Origin of the sequence: Chryseobacterium sp. WX (genome assembly GCF_029542485.1) — a bacterium.
Classification (GTDB): domain Bacteria; phylum Bacteroidota; class Bacteroidia; order Flavobacteriales; family Weeksellaceae; genus Chryseobacterium; species Chryseobacterium cucumeris.
Window position 1 is genome coordinate 4,368,910 of sequence record NZ_CP120710.1, and the last position, 15,694, is coordinate 4,384,603.

General features: G+C 34.6%; 13 protein-coding genes. 6 read left to right on the top strand and 7 right to left on the bottom strand.

The features are described 5' to 3' along the window. Positions 1-230: 230 nt before the first annotated feature. Together PZ898_RS19915 and PZ898_RS19920 are read left to right on the top strand one after the other, a co-directional pair. Complete coding sequence (locus PZ898_RS19915) at positions 231-812, top strand: helix-turn-helix transcriptional regulator (protein WP_277694038.1); 582 nt, start codon at positions 231-233, stop codon at positions 810-812. After that, the gene (locus PZ898_RS19920) at positions 805-1,251 is read left to right on the top strand and encodes a response regulator (protein ID WP_123278907.1); all 447 of its coding nucleotides are present in this window, start codon (positions 805-807) and stop codon (positions 1,249-1,251) included. The genes PZ898_RS19915 and PZ898_RS19920 overlap by 8 nt, the downstream gene beginning before the upstream one ends. Before the next feature lie 613 nt (positions 1,252-1,864). Here the strand turns inward: PZ898_RS19920 and recG are convergent. The 6 genes from recG to PZ898_RS19950 form a co-directional block, all read right to left on the bottom strand. Then, entirely contained in the window at positions 1,865-3,952 is a 2,088-nt protein-coding gene (gene recG, locus PZ898_RS19925) for an ATP-dependent DNA helicase RecG (protein WP_277694039.1), read from the bottom strand. Positions 3,953-4,117: 165 nt separating this feature from the next. Then, positions 4,118-4,651 carry a thioredoxin family protein gene (locus tag PZ898_RS19930; RefSeq protein WP_277694040.1) on the bottom strand — a complete coding sequence of 178 codons (534 nt, stop codon included), beginning with the start codon at positions 4,649-4,651 and terminating at the stop codon, positions 4,118-4,120. 41 nt (positions 4,652-4,692) lie between these two features. After that, complete coding sequence (locus tag PZ898_RS19935; protein ID WP_062675494.1) at positions 4,693-6,204, bottom strand: peptide MFS transporter; 1,512 nt, start codon at positions 6,202-6,204, stop codon at positions 4,693-4,695. Between the two features lie 23 nt (positions 6,205-6,227). Then, positions 6,228-7,151, bottom strand: coding sequence for a PDDEXK nuclease domain-containing protein (locus PZ898_RS19940; RefSeq protein WP_347176646.1), 924 nt, complete (start codon positions 7,149-7,151; stop codon positions 6,228-6,230). A 126-nt stretch (positions 7,152-7,277) separates the two neighbouring features. Then, a complete protein-coding gene (locus PZ898_RS19945; protein WP_277694041.1) occupies positions 7,278-9,032 on the bottom strand; it encodes a peptide MFS transporter in 1,755 nt (584 codons plus the stop codon). A 134-nt stretch (positions 9,033-9,166) separates the two neighbouring features. Continuing rightward, on the bottom strand, positions 9,167-10,822 hold the full coding sequence (locus PZ898_RS19950) for a peptide MFS transporter (protein ID WP_277694042.1): 1,656 nt from the start codon (positions 10,820-10,822) through the stop codon (positions 9,167-9,169). A 262-nt stretch (positions 10,823-11,084) separates the two neighbouring features. On the opposite strand from PZ898_RS19950, the gene PZ898_RS19955 reads away from it, so the two are divergent. Both PZ898_RS19955 and PZ898_RS19960 read left to right on the top strand, forming a co-directional pair. Beyond that, the gene (locus tag PZ898_RS19955; RefSeq protein ID WP_062675490.1) at positions 11,085-11,264 is read left to right on the top strand and encodes a hypothetical protein; all 180 of its coding nucleotides are present in this window, start codon (positions 11,085-11,087) and stop codon (positions 11,262-11,264) included. A 101-nt stretch (positions 11,265-11,365) separates the two neighbouring features. Further along, entirely contained in the window at positions 11,366-12,172 is an 807-nt protein-coding gene (locus PZ898_RS19960) for a GLPGLI family protein (protein WP_062675489.1), read from the top strand. An 81-nt stretch (positions 12,173-12,253) separates the two neighbouring features. On the opposite strand, the gene PZ898_RS19965 is transcribed toward PZ898_RS19960, so the two are convergent. Next, a complete protein-coding gene (locus PZ898_RS19965) occupies positions 12,254-14,383 on the bottom strand; it encodes a S9 family peptidase (RefSeq protein WP_277694043.1) in 2,130 nt (709 codons plus the stop codon). Positions 14,384-14,603: 220 nt separating this feature from the next. On the opposite strand from PZ898_RS19965, the gene PZ898_RS19970 reads away from it, so the two are divergent. Together PZ898_RS19970 and PZ898_RS19975 are read left to right on the top strand one after the other, a co-directional pair. Further along, complete coding sequence (locus PZ898_RS19970; RefSeq protein WP_062675487.1) at positions 14,604-15,077, top strand: hypothetical protein; 474 nt, start codon at positions 14,604-14,606, stop codon at positions 15,075-15,077. 13 nt (positions 15,078-15,090) lie between these two features. Continuing rightward, a complete protein-coding gene (locus PZ898_RS19975; protein WP_062675486.1) occupies positions 15,091-15,279 on the top strand; it encodes a DUF6496 domain-containing protein in 189 nt (62 codons plus the stop codon). Positions 15,280-15,694: the final 415 nt, after the last annotated feature.

Sequence of the window (15,694 nt, forward strand, 5' to 3'; positions counted from 1 at the left end):
TCTTTGCTTCAGAACCAAATCACTTATACAATACATTCATATGCTTGGTTTTGAGCTGAAAAGCTTTTTATCAGTATATTTTTTTCATCCTTAGTGTTTAAATTCCTGTATTCTAAAATACAGGAGTTTTTTCGTATATATGGTAAAATATTAAAAATATACACCTATTTCACATTTACTTGAAATAAATTATTATATTTACTAAATAATATTGGCTTATATATACTAGGATGAAAATGTATGTTAAATTTGATTTCAATGCTCTTTGTAAAAAGGTATTGGACGAGAAACTTAAAGAACACGGGCTGAAGTACAGATTACTGAACTTCGGTGAAGTGGAATTCTATGAGCCCCTTACACAAGAACAGCACAATCTTTTTAAGAAAAATCTTGAAGATTATGGTATCGAGATCATAGAAAGCCAAAAAAGTGCACTGGTACAGAAAATAAAAGATGCTATTGTAGAACTCGTGTTTTCGGATGAAATTATACCGGTAAAAGCCTCCATCTATATTTCTGAGAAGCTGAATCACAGCTATGGTTATCTTTCCAATCTTTTTTCAGAAGTTGCTTTTACCTCTATTGAGAATTTTATTATTCTGCAAAAGATTGAGCATGCAAAAGCCCTGATCATAAGAAACAAACAAAGCCTTACAGAAATTGCCCATAAGCTGAACTATTCCAGTGTGGCGCATTTAAGCACCCAGTTCAAAAATACAACAGGAATCACTCCATCCCAGTTTCAAAAAATTATTGGCAAACGAAGAAGAGTACAAAGCACTGTAATAACCCATAAAATGCAGTATGAATAAAGAATTTCTGAACGTAATAGTAGCAGATAACGATGAAAACACTTTGATTTTTTTTAAAAATATTCTGAAGGAGTTGAAGATCTCTATAAAAGTTCAATGTTTCAGTAATGGGAACAGCCTGATGGAATACCTGAATAATGATGATGCTGTAGTTCCGGAACTTGTTTTTATAAATTATATGATTCCCGGAAAAGAGAGTATGGAATGCCTGGAAGATATTGGTTCGAATTCAAAATTCAACAATATGGTGACGGCCATTTTTTCTGACCCTATTCCGGAAAATGAAGTAGAAGATATTTTTGTGAAAGGTGCGCATATTTTTATGAAAAAACCTGACTGTTTTGAGAAGCTCAGAAAGGTACTTACGGAAGTTATTACCATCAACTGGCAGTATCACACTTCGGGTTTGAATAAAGATAATTTAATTCTGAAAGTATGATGAATAAAGGATTTATTAATTTAATATTAATAATTTAAAAATCGTATTTATTGCATACTATTCACAAATAGGTGAAAATTTTATAACTAATCATTAAAATAATATAAAAGGCATCTGAATTAATATACGGACATTTGTAAAAGTAAACTCAGACACAAATTTATTATATAGTACAAGATGCAGATGAATGAGAAGTAATTGTTTCTAAAAATAAAAAAATTATATAAATCACGATGTTAGTTAAACAAAATGGATTATACTAATTTTCCAATTATAAAGCACAGAAGATCTTTAAACAAAACGGTACAATCATGAAAACTCAATAAGTAGTTGGAGATATTTTTATTCGTTTCATTCCCTCATCTCCACCGAAACACAGTTAGTTTTTATAATAAGCAAGTTGGAAAAAATAATTCATTTTGTTTTTTATAATTTATTTTAATAGTTATGGTTTTAGCTCATTATTATATTGTTATATAAATATTTTCACACCACATCACAAAATATTAAGCCTGAACTATTAAAATAAATTTTTTTTGGACATACCAAAAGTAATTTCTTCTAAATAACAGTTTTATAAGGGGGCCGCAGGAAGTTTTTTTCTGCGGTTTTTTTATGATATTTTGCTCCACTTATTTTTTCCTTTGTAGTATCTGATATAATAATTTTTGATGATCAGATTGTCGGATCTTAATAGCATTGGATCAGCTTCCAGTATTCTTTCTACCGTATTTTTTGTTGTTTTGATGATCGCAGAATCATTAATGAGATCCAGTCTCTTAAAATCTACCACACCACTTTGCTGGGTTCCCAGTATATCTCCGGGACCGCGAAGCTGCATATCTACCTCAGAAATTTTAAAACCATCATTGGTTTCAGTCATTGTTTTAATACGTGTTCGGCTTTCTTTTGATAATTTATCGGAAGTCATCAGGATACAGTAACTTTGTTCAGCACCTCTTCCTACACGTCCTCTGAGCTGGTGAAGCTGTGATAGTCCGAACCTTTCAGAACTTTCAATCACCATTACCGAAGCATTCGGAACGTTTACCCCAACTTCAATTACTGTGGTTGCAACCATTATTTCAGCTTTTCCTGAAGCAAAATAAGCCATGGCAGCATCTTTTTCATCCGGTTTCATTTTCCCATGAAGCATTGTCACATTGTATTCGGAGAAAAAATCCATCACATGCTCCAAACCTTCCATAAGGTTTTTATAATCCAGTGTTTCTGATTCTTCGATGAGAGGATATACGAAATAAACCTGTCTTCCTTTTTTTATTTCATCTTTACAAAAGTTATAGACATACAATCTGTCTTTTTCCCGGCGGTGCGCTGTGATAATAGGTTTTCTCCCCACTGGCATCTCGTCAATCACGGAAACATCCAAATCAGAATAAAAACTCATGGCCAGAGTTCTTGGAATTGGTGTGGCGGTCATCACCAGAATGTGTGGCGGAATCTTGTTTTTAGCCCACAGTTTAGCCCTTTGAGCAACCCCGAATCTATGCTGCTCATCAATAATGGCTAATCCCAGATTTTTAAATTTAACCTTATCTTCTAAAACGGCATGAGTTCCTACCAAAATAGAAAGTGTACCACTTTCCAGTTCTTCATGGATAATTCTTCTTTCTGCTGCTTTGGTAGAGCCTGTGAGAAGGCGGATATTGATTCCTGTTTTTTCCAACAGTTCTTTAATACCATTGTAATGCTGTTGGGCCAGAATTTCAGTAGGAGCCATCAGGCAGCTTTGAAACCCATTGTCCATTGCGATAAGCATGGTAAGAAGGGCAACCATTGTTTTTCCTGATCCTACATCTCCCTGTAAAAGCCTGTTCATCTGAATCGGCCTTTTCATGTCCATTCTTATTTCCTTTAAAACCCTTTTCTGTGCATTGGTAAGCTCAAAAGGAAGATGGTTTTCATAAAAATCATTGAAGTGATCTCCAATAACCGGGAAAGGATTACCCTGGGATTGTGTTTTATGATGAAGTTTCTTTAAGCCATATCCTAACTGAAAGAAAAACGATTCTTCAAATTTCAGTCTGTAATCTGCTTTATCAAAATGCTCCTGATCTTTTGGAAAATGTACATTCAGAAAAGCATGCTGCCTGGACATGAATTTAAAGGTTTTCATCAGATATTCCGGAAAATTTTCTTCAATAAGACTGGGAATCTCTCTGCAGATATTTCTTAAAGCATTCTGGAAAAATCGTTGATTTAATCCTCTTTTGGTTAGTTTTTCAGAACTTGGATAAATAGGTTTAAGGCGGGTGTCACCCTCTTTTTTTTCTTCCGCTTCAATTTCCGGATGCGGCATAGAAAACTGGCGGTTGAAAACATTAATCTTTCCGAAGATATAAACTTCCCTGTTGATGGGAAGCTGTTCTTTCAACCACTTGGAATATTGAAACCAAACCAGATCTATACTACCTGTTTCATCATTGAACTTTGCAGATAATCGCTTGGTTTTACCGGTCTGAATTTCCTGTACCTGAGTAATTCTTCCCTTCAGCTGTATTTCCTGACTGGTCTCTTCTCTAAGCTGAGAAACAGTATAGATTTTACTTTTGTCCAGATAACGGATAGGGTAGAAATTCAACATATCTTCCACAGTAGATAAGCCCAACACACTTTTGATGAGTTTAGCTCTTTCCGCACCTATTCCTTTTACATATTCTATGGAGGTTTCGAGATTCATTTTCAGGTTTCAGGATACTGTTTTTCGAATTTTTTGATCCTTATTTCGGATGATAAAAAATAAAGGTTCGAATTTCGGTAAAATAAAAAAGACTTCCAAAAAATTGGAAGCCTCTATAGTGAATTTTTAGCATTGAAACACAAAATCCTGTTTCAAAGTTCTGAATTAATCTTTTATTTTAGATTTGAATTTTTTCTGGTAATCCTCCCATTGTTCTCTGGTTTTAATCTTTTTAAACAAATCTTTGGAGATCAGTTCCAGATAAGGTTCCAGTTCTTTGGCAGACAATTCTCCCTGAAGAATGGTGATGGGATCGCCATGCTCGTCCAGAAATACCGTACTTGGAACAGCCCCTACATTCATATACTGGGTAAACTCATGAAGAGAATTTTTTCCCTTTTTATGTTCAAAATTAGGATTTGAAAAGGTTCTTCCAAAGATTTCAATGCTCTTTTTTTCTTCTGCATTAAACTTTACAGGATAATAATTCTCATTTAATATCTGAGCCAGTACAGGGTGGCCGTATGTTTTTTTATCCATGATTTTACACGGACCACACCAGTCTGCGTAGAAATCAATTAATATTTTTTTGGGACTTTCCTTTTGGGCTTTTAAAGCTTCTTCAATGGTCATCCACTTTACTTGGGCAAAACTAAAATTTAATAAAAATAAGAGTGTTATGCTTAAAATTTTCTTCATATTGTGATATTTGGATAAAAATAAGCATAATTACTTATTTTTTATTTTACATCTTGCATTAATTTTTTCACGTACGGAGATATCAAAATTAATACCACTCCGGCAATTACCGCATATAATCCTAATTGTTTATATCCATCGGTATAAGTGATCAATTCATCATAGTTGGTAGAACCTTCTTTGGCTGTGGCAAGACTGGCCCCAATAATTCCTGCAACATACTGCCCATACGCTGATGCAAGAAACCACATTCCCATCATCATTCCCTGAAGATTCTTGGTAGAAAGCTTGGTCATGATGGATAAACCGATAGGAGAAAGGCATAATTCCCCAAGGGTAATGATAAGCAATGCCAGTGTGAAGAAGTTCAGTGAAGTGATTCCCTGAAGGTCTGCGAAGAGGCGCGTTGCAAATAAAACATAATATCCTAATCCTAAGAAAATAAATCCTAATCCGAATTTGATAATCGTGTTGGGTTCAATTTTTCTTTTGTTCAGCCAGATCCATAGAAGTCCGATCAATGGGGCAAGGAAAATAATGAAGAAAGCTCCTCCTGAGTTATTCACTCCATTTGGGTCTAATCCAAAAAGATCTTTATTCAAATTTTTAGCTGCGAAAATACTTAAAGAACCTCCGCTTTGCTCATAGATTCCCCAGAAGATAATGGAGAATATAATGAAAACCAAAGCTGCCCAAAGTTTTTTGCGTTCAGAAGCTGTTACTTTAGACATTTCATAGAACAGATAGATTAAAGTTAAAGGCCCGATGGTCCACATAAAATAATCTGTATACTCTGTCTTGGCTACCATGGTCATGATGATGGGTACAAAAACCAATGACAAAACATATACTCCGTATTCTTTCCATTTTGGAATTGGAGCTGTTTTTACCTCTGCTAAAGGATGTCCCGGCTGTAAACCGATAGTCCCTAATGTTCTTTGTGTAAATACAAAATTGATCAAGCTTACTACCATTACTATTGAAGCAAGACCAAAAGCAATATGCCACCTCATTTCTTCTGCAATAATGTTGCTTAAGAATTCTCCTTTACCAATGGCAATACATAAATAACCGCCTAGCAATGCTCCAAGGTTAATTCCTGCGTAGAAAAGTGAGAAACCTGCATCTGCTCTTGAATCATTAGGCTTGTAAAGTTGTCCCACCATAGATGAAATATTTGGTTTGAAGAAACCTGTTCCTACCACGGTGAATGCTATTCCTAAGAAAAAGAATTTGTGGGGATCGGTAGCAAGAATTAAACTTCCTACGATCATCAGCAAACCGCCCCAGAACAAGGATTTTCGGAATCCTAAAATTTTATCAGCAAAAAGACCTCCCACAAAGGTAAAGGCATAAACAAAAGCCTGGGTGGCACCATATTGAAGGTTGGCTTCTTTTTCATGGAAATTAAGCTGTGAGATCATAAAGAAAACCAGCATTCCACGCATTCCGTAGAAACAGAAACGTTCCCACATTTCAGAGAAAAACAGGCTCCAGATTTGTCTGGGATACTTTCCTTTGAAATTTTGTATTTCATCTAAAGTTAAGCTCATAATGATATATGATTAAGTTCTAATTAAGGGTTTTTATCTTTCTGATCCAGTTCAAAACGGATTCTGTCCTGGTCAATAATTTGTTTTAATTCTTCTTCTTTTGGGAGGTACAGCAGGTATTTGCTGGCAAATAAATTATTTTTATCATTCAAAACGGAGTATTTTACAATGGTCTCATCTTTTTCTGAACATAATAAAATTCCGATGGTCGGATTATCTCCTTCACTGCGTTTCAGATCATCATACATTCTTACATACATATCAATCTGTCCAATATCCTGATGAGAGAGTTCTCCGGTTTTCAAGTCAATGATGACAAAGCATTTTAAGATGTAATTATAGAAGACAAGGTCGATATAAAAATCCGATGTATCTGTTGAAATATGTTGTTGTCTGGCTACAAAAGCGAATCCTTTCCCAAATTCAAGCAAAAACTTTTGAATATGGTCAATAATGGCTGTTTCAATTTCTTTTTCAGAAAATTGTTCATCAGCTTTTAATCCAAGAAACTCAAAAATATAAGGATCTTTTAAAACACTGTGAATAGTTTCCGGAGAAGATTTTTTATGTTCCAAAACCCTTTCGTAAGCAAGCGAATTGATTTGTCTTTTAAGATCTCTGTAATTCCAGTTATTTTGAACGGATTCATTGAGATAGTAATTCATTTTATCAGCATTGTCAAGCCTTATCAGTAATCTGTAATGGGTCCAGCTCAATTCGTGACGCAATGCGTCACATATTGGAAATGCATGATAAAAAGAGCGCATGTTTCTTAAGTTACTTTCATCAAATCCTTTTCCAAATTCTAAGGTAAGTTTCTGAGAAAGTTTTTTCAGCGTATATTTTCCGTATTCTGCCCGTTCTTTTCCCTGTTGTTCATCTTCAACAATCAATTTTCCAATCTGCCAGTAAGTGAGCAGTAGAGTAGAATTCGCTATACGAAACACTTTTTCGCGCGATTGTCTAATGATTTCCTTTACGGATTGGAATAAAGAATCTTCGGAAATTTCCATCATACGAAAATAAAAAAAACCTCTGACTTGGCAGAGGTTTTATGATATTTTGTTGATACATTAGTTTACACCATGCATCATTTTCTTTAAGATAGGTGAAATTAATCCTAAAATTACAGAAGCAATCCCACAAAGTACTACGAATACCATGAAGAATTCAAATAAGTTATGGATTTCGAATCCTACAAAAGTAGGGTTGTGTAATGGTAACTGAGCTTTATCAAAAGCAACTACCTGATCCGCTGTCAGGGTTACTTTTTTATCTAAAACATCCTGCAGATTAATACCCATTTCTTCAGCTTTCTTGAATTTATCACCTGTTGCAGGGATAAGTGCTCCCAATGAACCGGCTAATGCATAACCAGCAGCGTTAGAAATAAAGAAAACACCATATAGTAATGAAGCAAATCTTTTCGGAGCCAGTTTACCAACCAATGATAAACCGATTGGAGAAAGACAAAGCTCACCACATGTCTGGATGAAGTATAGTAACATTAACCATTTGATGGCCAATAAACCTGAGTTTCCAAGATCTTTTACATTGTGTGCAATGATGAAATAAGAAAGAGCAATCAAAGCTAATCCCATTGCCTGTTTGAACGGAGATACCGGTTCTTTTCCTTTAGCTCTTAATTTATCCCAGATTAAACTGAAAGGAACTGCCAGAATAACAACGAAGATTCCGTTGAAGATCTGAACCATTGAAGGCGGCATATTCCATCCTAAAATATTTCTGTCTGTTTGGTTATCTGCAATAAATGTTAATGAAGATCCAGCCTGCTCGAATGCTGCCCAGAAGAAAATAATAAAGAATGATACGATATAGATTACCCAGATTCTCTGTCTTTCAACCTTATTTTCAGCAGAAGACATAATTAAGAAGGCAAGAGAAATACCAGCTGAATAAATGAATGGATAAATGATTCCTTTAATCAATTGCCCCATTTCTACAGAATTGAATCCAAACTCACCTACAAGAAGATATCTGAAAAGGAAGAATAAAACTACAAATATTCCACCAGTGATTCCTAAAGCCTGGCCAGAGAATTTAGCAGTCTGCGTTTCTCCTTCTTCAAAGTCAGCACTTGTATTATTTTTTGGTAATCCTCCGATAGGTCTTCCTTCCGGGGTTACTACATATTTGTTTTTAAGAATAAAGAATGTTACCGTTCCGATAACCATTGCGATAGAAGCTGCCAGGAATCCCCATTTGAAAGCGAAGATATCTCTTACTCCTGTTGCTGCATCTTTTACGTCTCCTACGTATGGACAGATGAACTGACCAAGGAAAGCCCCGATGTTGATCCCCATGTAGAAAATAGTGAAGGCAGAATCCAGTTTAGACTTTTCCTGTTTTGGATAAAGGCTTCCCACCATTGAAGAAATATTCGGTTTGAAGAATCCGTTACCAAAAATGATCACGAATAATGCCAGCCACATGATAAGTTTGGCACTACCAATATCCGCTGAAAAAGTTGAGGCACTGATGAATAATAAGAACTGGCCAATAGCCATTAACGATCCACCAATGATGATCGCATATCTGTTTCCGATATATTTATCAGCAATAAATCCTCCCAAAAGAGGTGTTAAATAACATAAAGCTAGAAATCCACCATAGATGATCGCTGCATCAGCTTCTTTTATTAATAAGGAATTTACCATGAAGAGCGTCAAAAGAGCTCTCATTCCATAAAAGTTGAAACGCTCCCACATTTCTGTTCCGAAAAGAACCCATAATCCTTTAGGATGCCTGGAATTCTTATTCTCTACAAATTCATCCGGTTTCGGACTCAATGCTTCAATATTATCCATTTCTATTGTTAATTTTTGTTAAGACTGACAAATATAGTTTATTTTGGGTTTTTGGCAAGGTTTTAATTTTATTTTTAAATAAAAAAGCTGCGGGACTCTTCCGCAGCTTACTTTTCTTTATAATATTAAGGATTTTAATGCCCTTTTTCTGTCATAATTCTATTTAGCCTTTTTAACATAGAAAGACCTAAAAGTGTAGCAAATATTAACAAAGCGAAGTTTACAAGGAAATAATTCGTCTTGTTTTCATAGTTATACCATGTACTTGCCAGGATTCCGGAAAGCTTATTTCCCACAGAGTTGGCCAGGAAAAACCCTCCCATCATCAATGCTGTAATCCTTGCAGGAGAAAGTTTGGAAACAAAGGAAAGTCCCATTGGAGACAAACATAGTTCCCCGATGGTAATGACTCCGTAGCTGGCAACAAGCCATAACGGAGATACTTTTACTGATCCGTTGTCTCCGGCCATCACTGCTAGAACCATTACAAGACAAGAAAGTCCGGAAATAAATAATCCTAAAACAATCTTGGTAGGAGTTAAAGGTTCTTTTCCTTTTCTTCTTAATAATGCCCAGAATCCTACAATAACCGGGGTTAAAGCAATAACCCAGAATGGATTAATAGATTGGAATAATTCTGTATTGTATAAATATACTTTGTTTTCAGGGTTTTTCTCAAGTGCTGCACGTTGTTCAGGGGATATGTTCTTAAAATAAACATCTTTCCCCATTTCCTTTTTAGTCTCCCCATTATCATCTTTTTGAGAACGGAACTGATTGTCATAAACCGGAACTTCTTTATCTTCATAGTTTTTCCCTTCCACCATATAAATTCCCTCCAATGGCTTTTCAAGAGAAGCAGGAACACTTCTGTCCGTGTAATAATTAGCCCATCTTGTCAATGCTGTACCGTTTTGTTTGAAAACCGCCCAGAAGAACATACTGATCAGGAATACAGAAAGTAATGCTCCGATAGAGGCTTTTTCATCAGGTTTAGCTTTAAAGTAAAGTGATGCATAGAAATAAATAACCGGTACACATGCAAAAATAAAGGCATCTGTACTGTCACTTCCGAAAATATTATCAGGAATAAACCAACCTATTGCTCCGGCAACGATAGCAGGAACAAATACTTTGATCAGAATCTCTGAAAGTTTTGTATCACCTTCCTGTACAGGTTTCATCTGTGCAGCATGAATGTAATGCTTTCTTCCGATGGTAAAAATAACCATTCCGATAAGCATTCCTACACCTGCAGTGATGAAAGCTTCACCCCAACCGAATTTATTACGCATGAAAGCGGCAATAATATTACAGATAAATGCCCCGATATTGATTCCCATATAGAAAATATTATACCCGGAGTCTTTATTCGCTTTATAAGGTTCTTCTGAATAAAGGTTTCCTAATAATGTTGAAATAGTAGGTTTAAAGAAACCGTTTCCGATAATAATTAAAGCCAGAGAGGCATAAAACAGGGGTAAGTCTTTAAAAACTCCCATACCTATATATCCTGCAGCCATTAAAAAACCTCCAAGATAAATAGATTTAATATACCCTAACACTCTGTCTGCCAGGAATCCTCCAATAAAGGGAGTCAGATAAGTTAAGGCAATATAAGTTCCGAAAATGTCATCAGCAGTTTTATCCGGAAGTCCAAGTCCGCCTTTCATGCCCGTAGGCTCAATAACATATAGAACAAAGATTCCAAGAATCAGGTAATACCCGAAACGCTCCCACATTTCTGTAAAGAAGAGATAGGGTAGCCCTTTAGGATGTTTAGTCTTCATATAATCAATTTTCAAATTTCCCAAAAATAGCTTTTTAATTTTAATTGATAAAATAAATAATAGCTACGTAAATGATTAATGAAATAAATAAGAAAAATGAATGTGCAGACAGGTTTTCTTTATTTAAAAACTTGTACATATTTCACAAATTAAAATACAATGAATAAACATAAAATATGCATATGTATTTCCTTTGTGAGTGATATTTGTTTTCTATTTTCGCCTATGTCAATAGTGACACGTAATTAAAAAAACATTTATTATGAAAAAATTAAAAAAAATTTCGAGAGAAAAATTAAAAAGTGTCCAAGGAGGCGTAAAAGATTTTTGTCAGCCGGGAGCAGGTGACATCTGTGCACAATGGGGTCTGGAGTGTGGTTTTCATTATACAGTCCAAAACGGACAAGTAGTTGACTCGCTAACGCATAACGCTTGTATGTAAACTTAAAAAGTATTTTATATGAGATGTAGTAATGCATCTCATATTATTTCAGTGTTTTAATATTTTCATTGAGTTTGTTGAATAAGATCTTAATATTTACTATGAAAAGACTATTTTTTATTATGCTTTTTCTTTCAAATATTTTATCAGCGCAACTTGTTACGTTTGTTTATGAAAGTAAGCATAAGCCTAATCCAGATAAAGAAATTTTTGAAACTGGGAATTATTATCTTGATGTAATTGGAGGACAGTCTGCTTTCCGGTCAGAAAAAGAAAGATATGCTGATTCATTAATGTTGAAAAATGGATATTGGGAAGGCGGACCAAAAACCTCGTTTAATCAGCTTTATATTATCAAGAACCTAATAAATAAGAGTATCATCAAAAGCATAACAACTCTATCAATGCATGATTTGTATAACATTTCCATAAATGATAAGCTGAATTGGGAGATTCTGCCTGAAAGAATGAAAATTGGAGGTATGGAATGTCAGAAAGCTATAGTAAAGTATGGTGAAAGAAACTGGATAGCATGGTTTAGTCAAAGCATACCCTTACTGGAAGGACCTTATATATTTAATGGATTGCCAGGATTAATCATAAAGATTTCCGATGATAAAAATGATTATGATTTTAGTTTGATAAAGACTATAAATGTTGATAAAAATAAAACATTTTATTTGAGAAAGGGAAAGGAAATAAGCTGGGAAACCTATGAAAAGATACAACAAGATTATTATTCAGATCCGTTTGCAGAAATCAAGGCGAGAAATATAAAATATAAAGTAACTGATGAAAAAGGAAATCCGGTAGAAATGAATTTAAAACAGATGACAGAAAGTATTCAAAAACAAATAAAAGAAAACAATAATCCTATAGAACTCAATCATAAAGTCAATTATAATTAAACAGGTTTTAAATGTTTTAAAAACTACTTCAAAATAGAAATGCACTCAATTGAGTGCATTTCTATTTCATTACTTGATTTATTATAAATTATTAAGGATAAAATCTGTCATCTTCTGATACAATTGTGGTCTCGTCTGCCCTCCATAGATTCCGTGGTTTTTATCAGGATAAGCCATGAAATCAAACTGTTTTTTGTTTTGAATCAAAGCTTCAGAGAACTCCATAGAATTCTGGAAATGAACGTTGTCATCAGCCGTTCCGTGGATCAACAAAAATTTCCCCTTCAGCAGATTAGCATATTCCGTAGGAGAATTTTTATCATATCCATCCGGGTTTTCCTGAGGTGTTCTCATAAATCTTTCTGTGTATACAGAGTCGTAATATCTCCAGTTGGTTACCGGTGCTACAGCAATTCCCACTTTGAAGACATCAGCTCCTTTAGTCATTGCCAAACTTGTCATATAACCACCGAAGCTCCATCCGAACATTCCGATTCTGCTTTTATCAATATAAGATTGGCTTCCGAACCACTTGGCTGCTGTGATCTGATCTTCAATCTCATATTTTCCTAAATTCATATAGGTTACTTTCTTATATTTTGCTCCTTTATAGCCTGTTCCACGGCCGTCTACACAAGCAACAATATATCCTTTTTGTACAAGGTGATTGAACCACATGGCGTTTCCGTTGTCCCATGAGTTGGCAACCTGCTGAGATCCAGGTCCGGAATACTGGAACATAAATAAAGGATATTTTTTGTTCGGATCAAAGTTTTTAGGCTTCATGATCCAGGCATTCATCTGATCACCTACAGCGTTTGGAATCGTAATGAATTCTTTTTCAACAAAATTATCAGCTTTTAGTTTCTGTAACTGGTCATTGTTGTTTTGAAGTTCTTTTACCGCTTTTCCGTTACCGTCTTTTAAAACATAGGTATAAGGTTTAGATGCTGTAGAAGATGTTTCAATGAAATAATTATAGTTTTTACTGAAGTTTGCAGAGTTGTTTCCTTCTGCATTAGAGATCAGCTGAGTCTTTCCGTTGTCAATATTTACTTTGGAAATCACCTTATTAATGCTTCCTTTTTCAGTTGTCTGAACGTAAATTTCTTTAGATTTTGGATTAAAACCATAATAATCAGTTACCTCCCAGTTTCCTTTTGTGATCTGTTTTTTCAACTTACCATCTTTGTCATACCAGTACAGGTGACGGTTTCCGTCTCTCTCAGAAGCCCAAAGGAAGGAATCATCTTCAAGGAATTCAAGAGTAGGACTGTCTGTATCAATCCATTTATCATCCGTTTCAGTAAATAACTTCTGAACTGCTCCTGTTTTGGTATTTACCTTTAAGATATCCGAAGCGTTTTGTATCCTTTCAGACGTAATTAAAACAATTTCGTCCGGTTTTGCAGTCTGGAATACATTCGGAATATAATAGTTTTTGAAAGAACCTAAGTTCAGCTGCATTGTTTTTCCGTTATCAAGACGGTATAGCTGTGCTGAAACTACAGAGTTTTTCTCACCTGCTTTTGGATATTTATAACGCATTTCAGCCGGATAAAGGTTTTTTCCATAAATGGGAATATAGATTTCCGGAACCTGGCTTTCATCAGACTTCACAAATACGATAGCATCAGAATTTTTTGTCCACTCATATTGTCTTGCATGCCCGAATTCTTCTTCATATACCCAGTCTGCCAAACCATTCAGGACAGAGTTCTTTTTACCATCCGTAGTAATCTGTGTGATTTTTCCGGAGCTAAGATCTTGATAGAAAAGATTATTGTCAGCAATAAAGGCCACTTTTGTAGCATCCGGTGAAAATGTAGGCTCCTGAACCGGTTTTCCTTCATTAAGGCTGATTACTTTCCCGGATTTTAAATCTTTTACATCAAATTTCCCCAGAAAAGAATGTCTGTAAATAGGCTGGCTTCCTGTCTGTAAAAGGATTTTAGATTCATCATCAGAAAAAATATAGCTTTCAAACCTTCCATCCACAAGATTTCCTTCCTTCTGTGAAGTTTTGTAAGAATATTTTGCAATTCCCGAAGGTTCAATTACAAGATAGTTTTCTCCGTTTTTCATAGAAGAGATTCCTGCAATCCCTTTTCCACGGTAATATCCTGAATATATTTTATCTAAAGTAATTTCCTGTGCTGAGACATTTTGAAATACAGCAGCAACAGTAAGAGTTAAAAGGAGTTTTTTCATTTTCAATTTTAATGATTCCAAATTTAATAATTCTTACTTACATAACCATATAAAATAAAAATCGCGACCTGATGTCATTTTTTCTTACTCTTTCAGGAAAATGTTTTTTAGTTTCGAATCTGAAGTAATTGAAAATATTCATTAATGAAATTTCTTTAAAAAGGCAATTTGGCAAAAAAATTGAATATATAACAAGTATAAATCAAATGAAATAATAATTATGGAAACGAATGCATACAACCAGAAACTGAACCGTTATGTATTGAACGATCAGATTGTTTATACAGGTTTTTCCAGTTTTAAAGACGCTGAAGAATGTGCCCATAAAAAAGGAGGAACATTGGTGGAAGTCGTTTTTAGAGACGGAAATGATAATCCCGAAATTACTGATGAGGCGGGGTTGATAGAGAAAAAAATTCATTACTATGTGTATGCAGGCGATGAGTATAAATTTATCCATTCCTCAGATCCGGGATTTAGAAAATATGCAGATGAACTGCAGAAAATAAAAGCAAAACTGCAACAGTCTCCACCGGATGAAAGGTATTTAGCCAATTTTGAGATTGAAAATGCGGAAGACCCGATTATTGTGATCAAAAATGATCATTTTGAATCGGTAACATCGAGAGAGCGTTCAAAATATTTGAAACATGCGTGTGTCTATGAATTAGGGGTATCCCTGCCAAAATCTTAAAAAAAATCTGATCATGAGCAAGACTAAATATTCAGAAAAAGCTCAGGACAAAGTAGGAAAGGTAATGCACGAATTCAAGGAAGGAAAATTAAAGTCTTCTTCCGGAAAGAAAGTAACAAGCAGAAAGCAAGCCGTAGCCATTGGTATTTCTGAAGCGCGGGAAAAAGGTATGAAAGTACCATCGAAAAAGAAAAATAAGTAATTCATAAAATCCAGAAAGAAAAACTTTCTGGATTTTTTTTATCTCATATCCTATATTTTATCTGTTTCGAACAATAAATAGGCAAAAGAAGTAATGAGAAAATTAGCTGGTTTTGTTTTTTTATGCAATTTTTCCTGTATTTTGATGTTGTTTATTTTGTTTTAAATACTTGTAAATGTGAGTTTTGTGTTATTGATGTATATATGCTGTAGTTCACTTTGCTAGAGTTTGTAGTTTTTTGTTGCAAATTCGCATCACATTCATAACTCATTATCTTATTTCGATTCAAAACACAAATGATGAAAAAGAATTCTTAATGTTTTGTGGATGTTTAAAGTTTTTCTTTTTTCAATATTTAATCAATAACAGCCTTGGGGATTTTTTCTTTACTATTACGGTGCAACTCACATTCTTA

Coding starts and splice junctions, on each gene's coding strand:
- PZ898_RS19960 (WP_062675489.1), top strand. CDS start 11,366: ATGAAAAGACTATTTTTTATTATGCTTTTTCTTTCAAATATTTTATCA.
- PZ898_RS19965 (WP_277694043.1), bottom strand. CDS start 14,383: ATGAAAAAACTCCTTTTAACTCTTACTGTTGCTGCTGTATTTCAAAAT.
- PZ898_RS19970 (WP_062675487.1), top strand. CDS start 14,604: ATGGAAACGAATGCATACAACCAGAAACTGAACCGTTATGTATTGAAC.
- recG (WP_277694039.1), bottom strand. CDS start 3,952: ATGAATCTCGAAACCTCCATAGAATATGTAAAAGGAATAGGTGCGGAA.
- PZ898_RS19930 (WP_277694040.1), bottom strand. CDS start 4,651: ATGAAGAAAATTTTAAGCATAACACTCTTATTTTTATTAAATTTTAGT.
- PZ898_RS19945 (WP_277694041.1), bottom strand. CDS start 9,032: ATGGATAATATTGAAGCATTGAGTCCGAAACCGGATGAATTTGTAGAG.
- PZ898_RS19975 (WP_062675486.1), top strand. CDS start 15,091: ATGAGCAAGACTAAATATTCAGAAAAAGCTCAGGACAAAGTAGGAAAG.
- PZ898_RS19915 (WP_277694038.1), top strand. CDS start 231: ATGAAAATGTATGTTAAATTTGATTTCAATGCTCTTTGTAAAAAGGTA.
- PZ898_RS19950 (WP_277694042.1), bottom strand. CDS start 10,822: ATGAAGACTAAACATCCTAAAGGGCTACCCTATCTCTTCTTTACAGAA.
- PZ898_RS19920 (WP_123278907.1), top strand. CDS start 805: ATGAATAAAGAATTTCTGAACGTAATAGTAGCAGATAACGATGAAAAC.
- PZ898_RS19955 (WP_062675490.1), top strand. CDS start 11,085: ATGAAAAAATTAAAAAAAATTTCGAGAGAAAAATTAAAAAGTGTCCAA.
- PZ898_RS19935 (WP_062675494.1), bottom strand. CDS start 6,204: ATGAGCTTAACTTTAGATGAAATACAAAATTTCAAAGGAAAGTATCCC.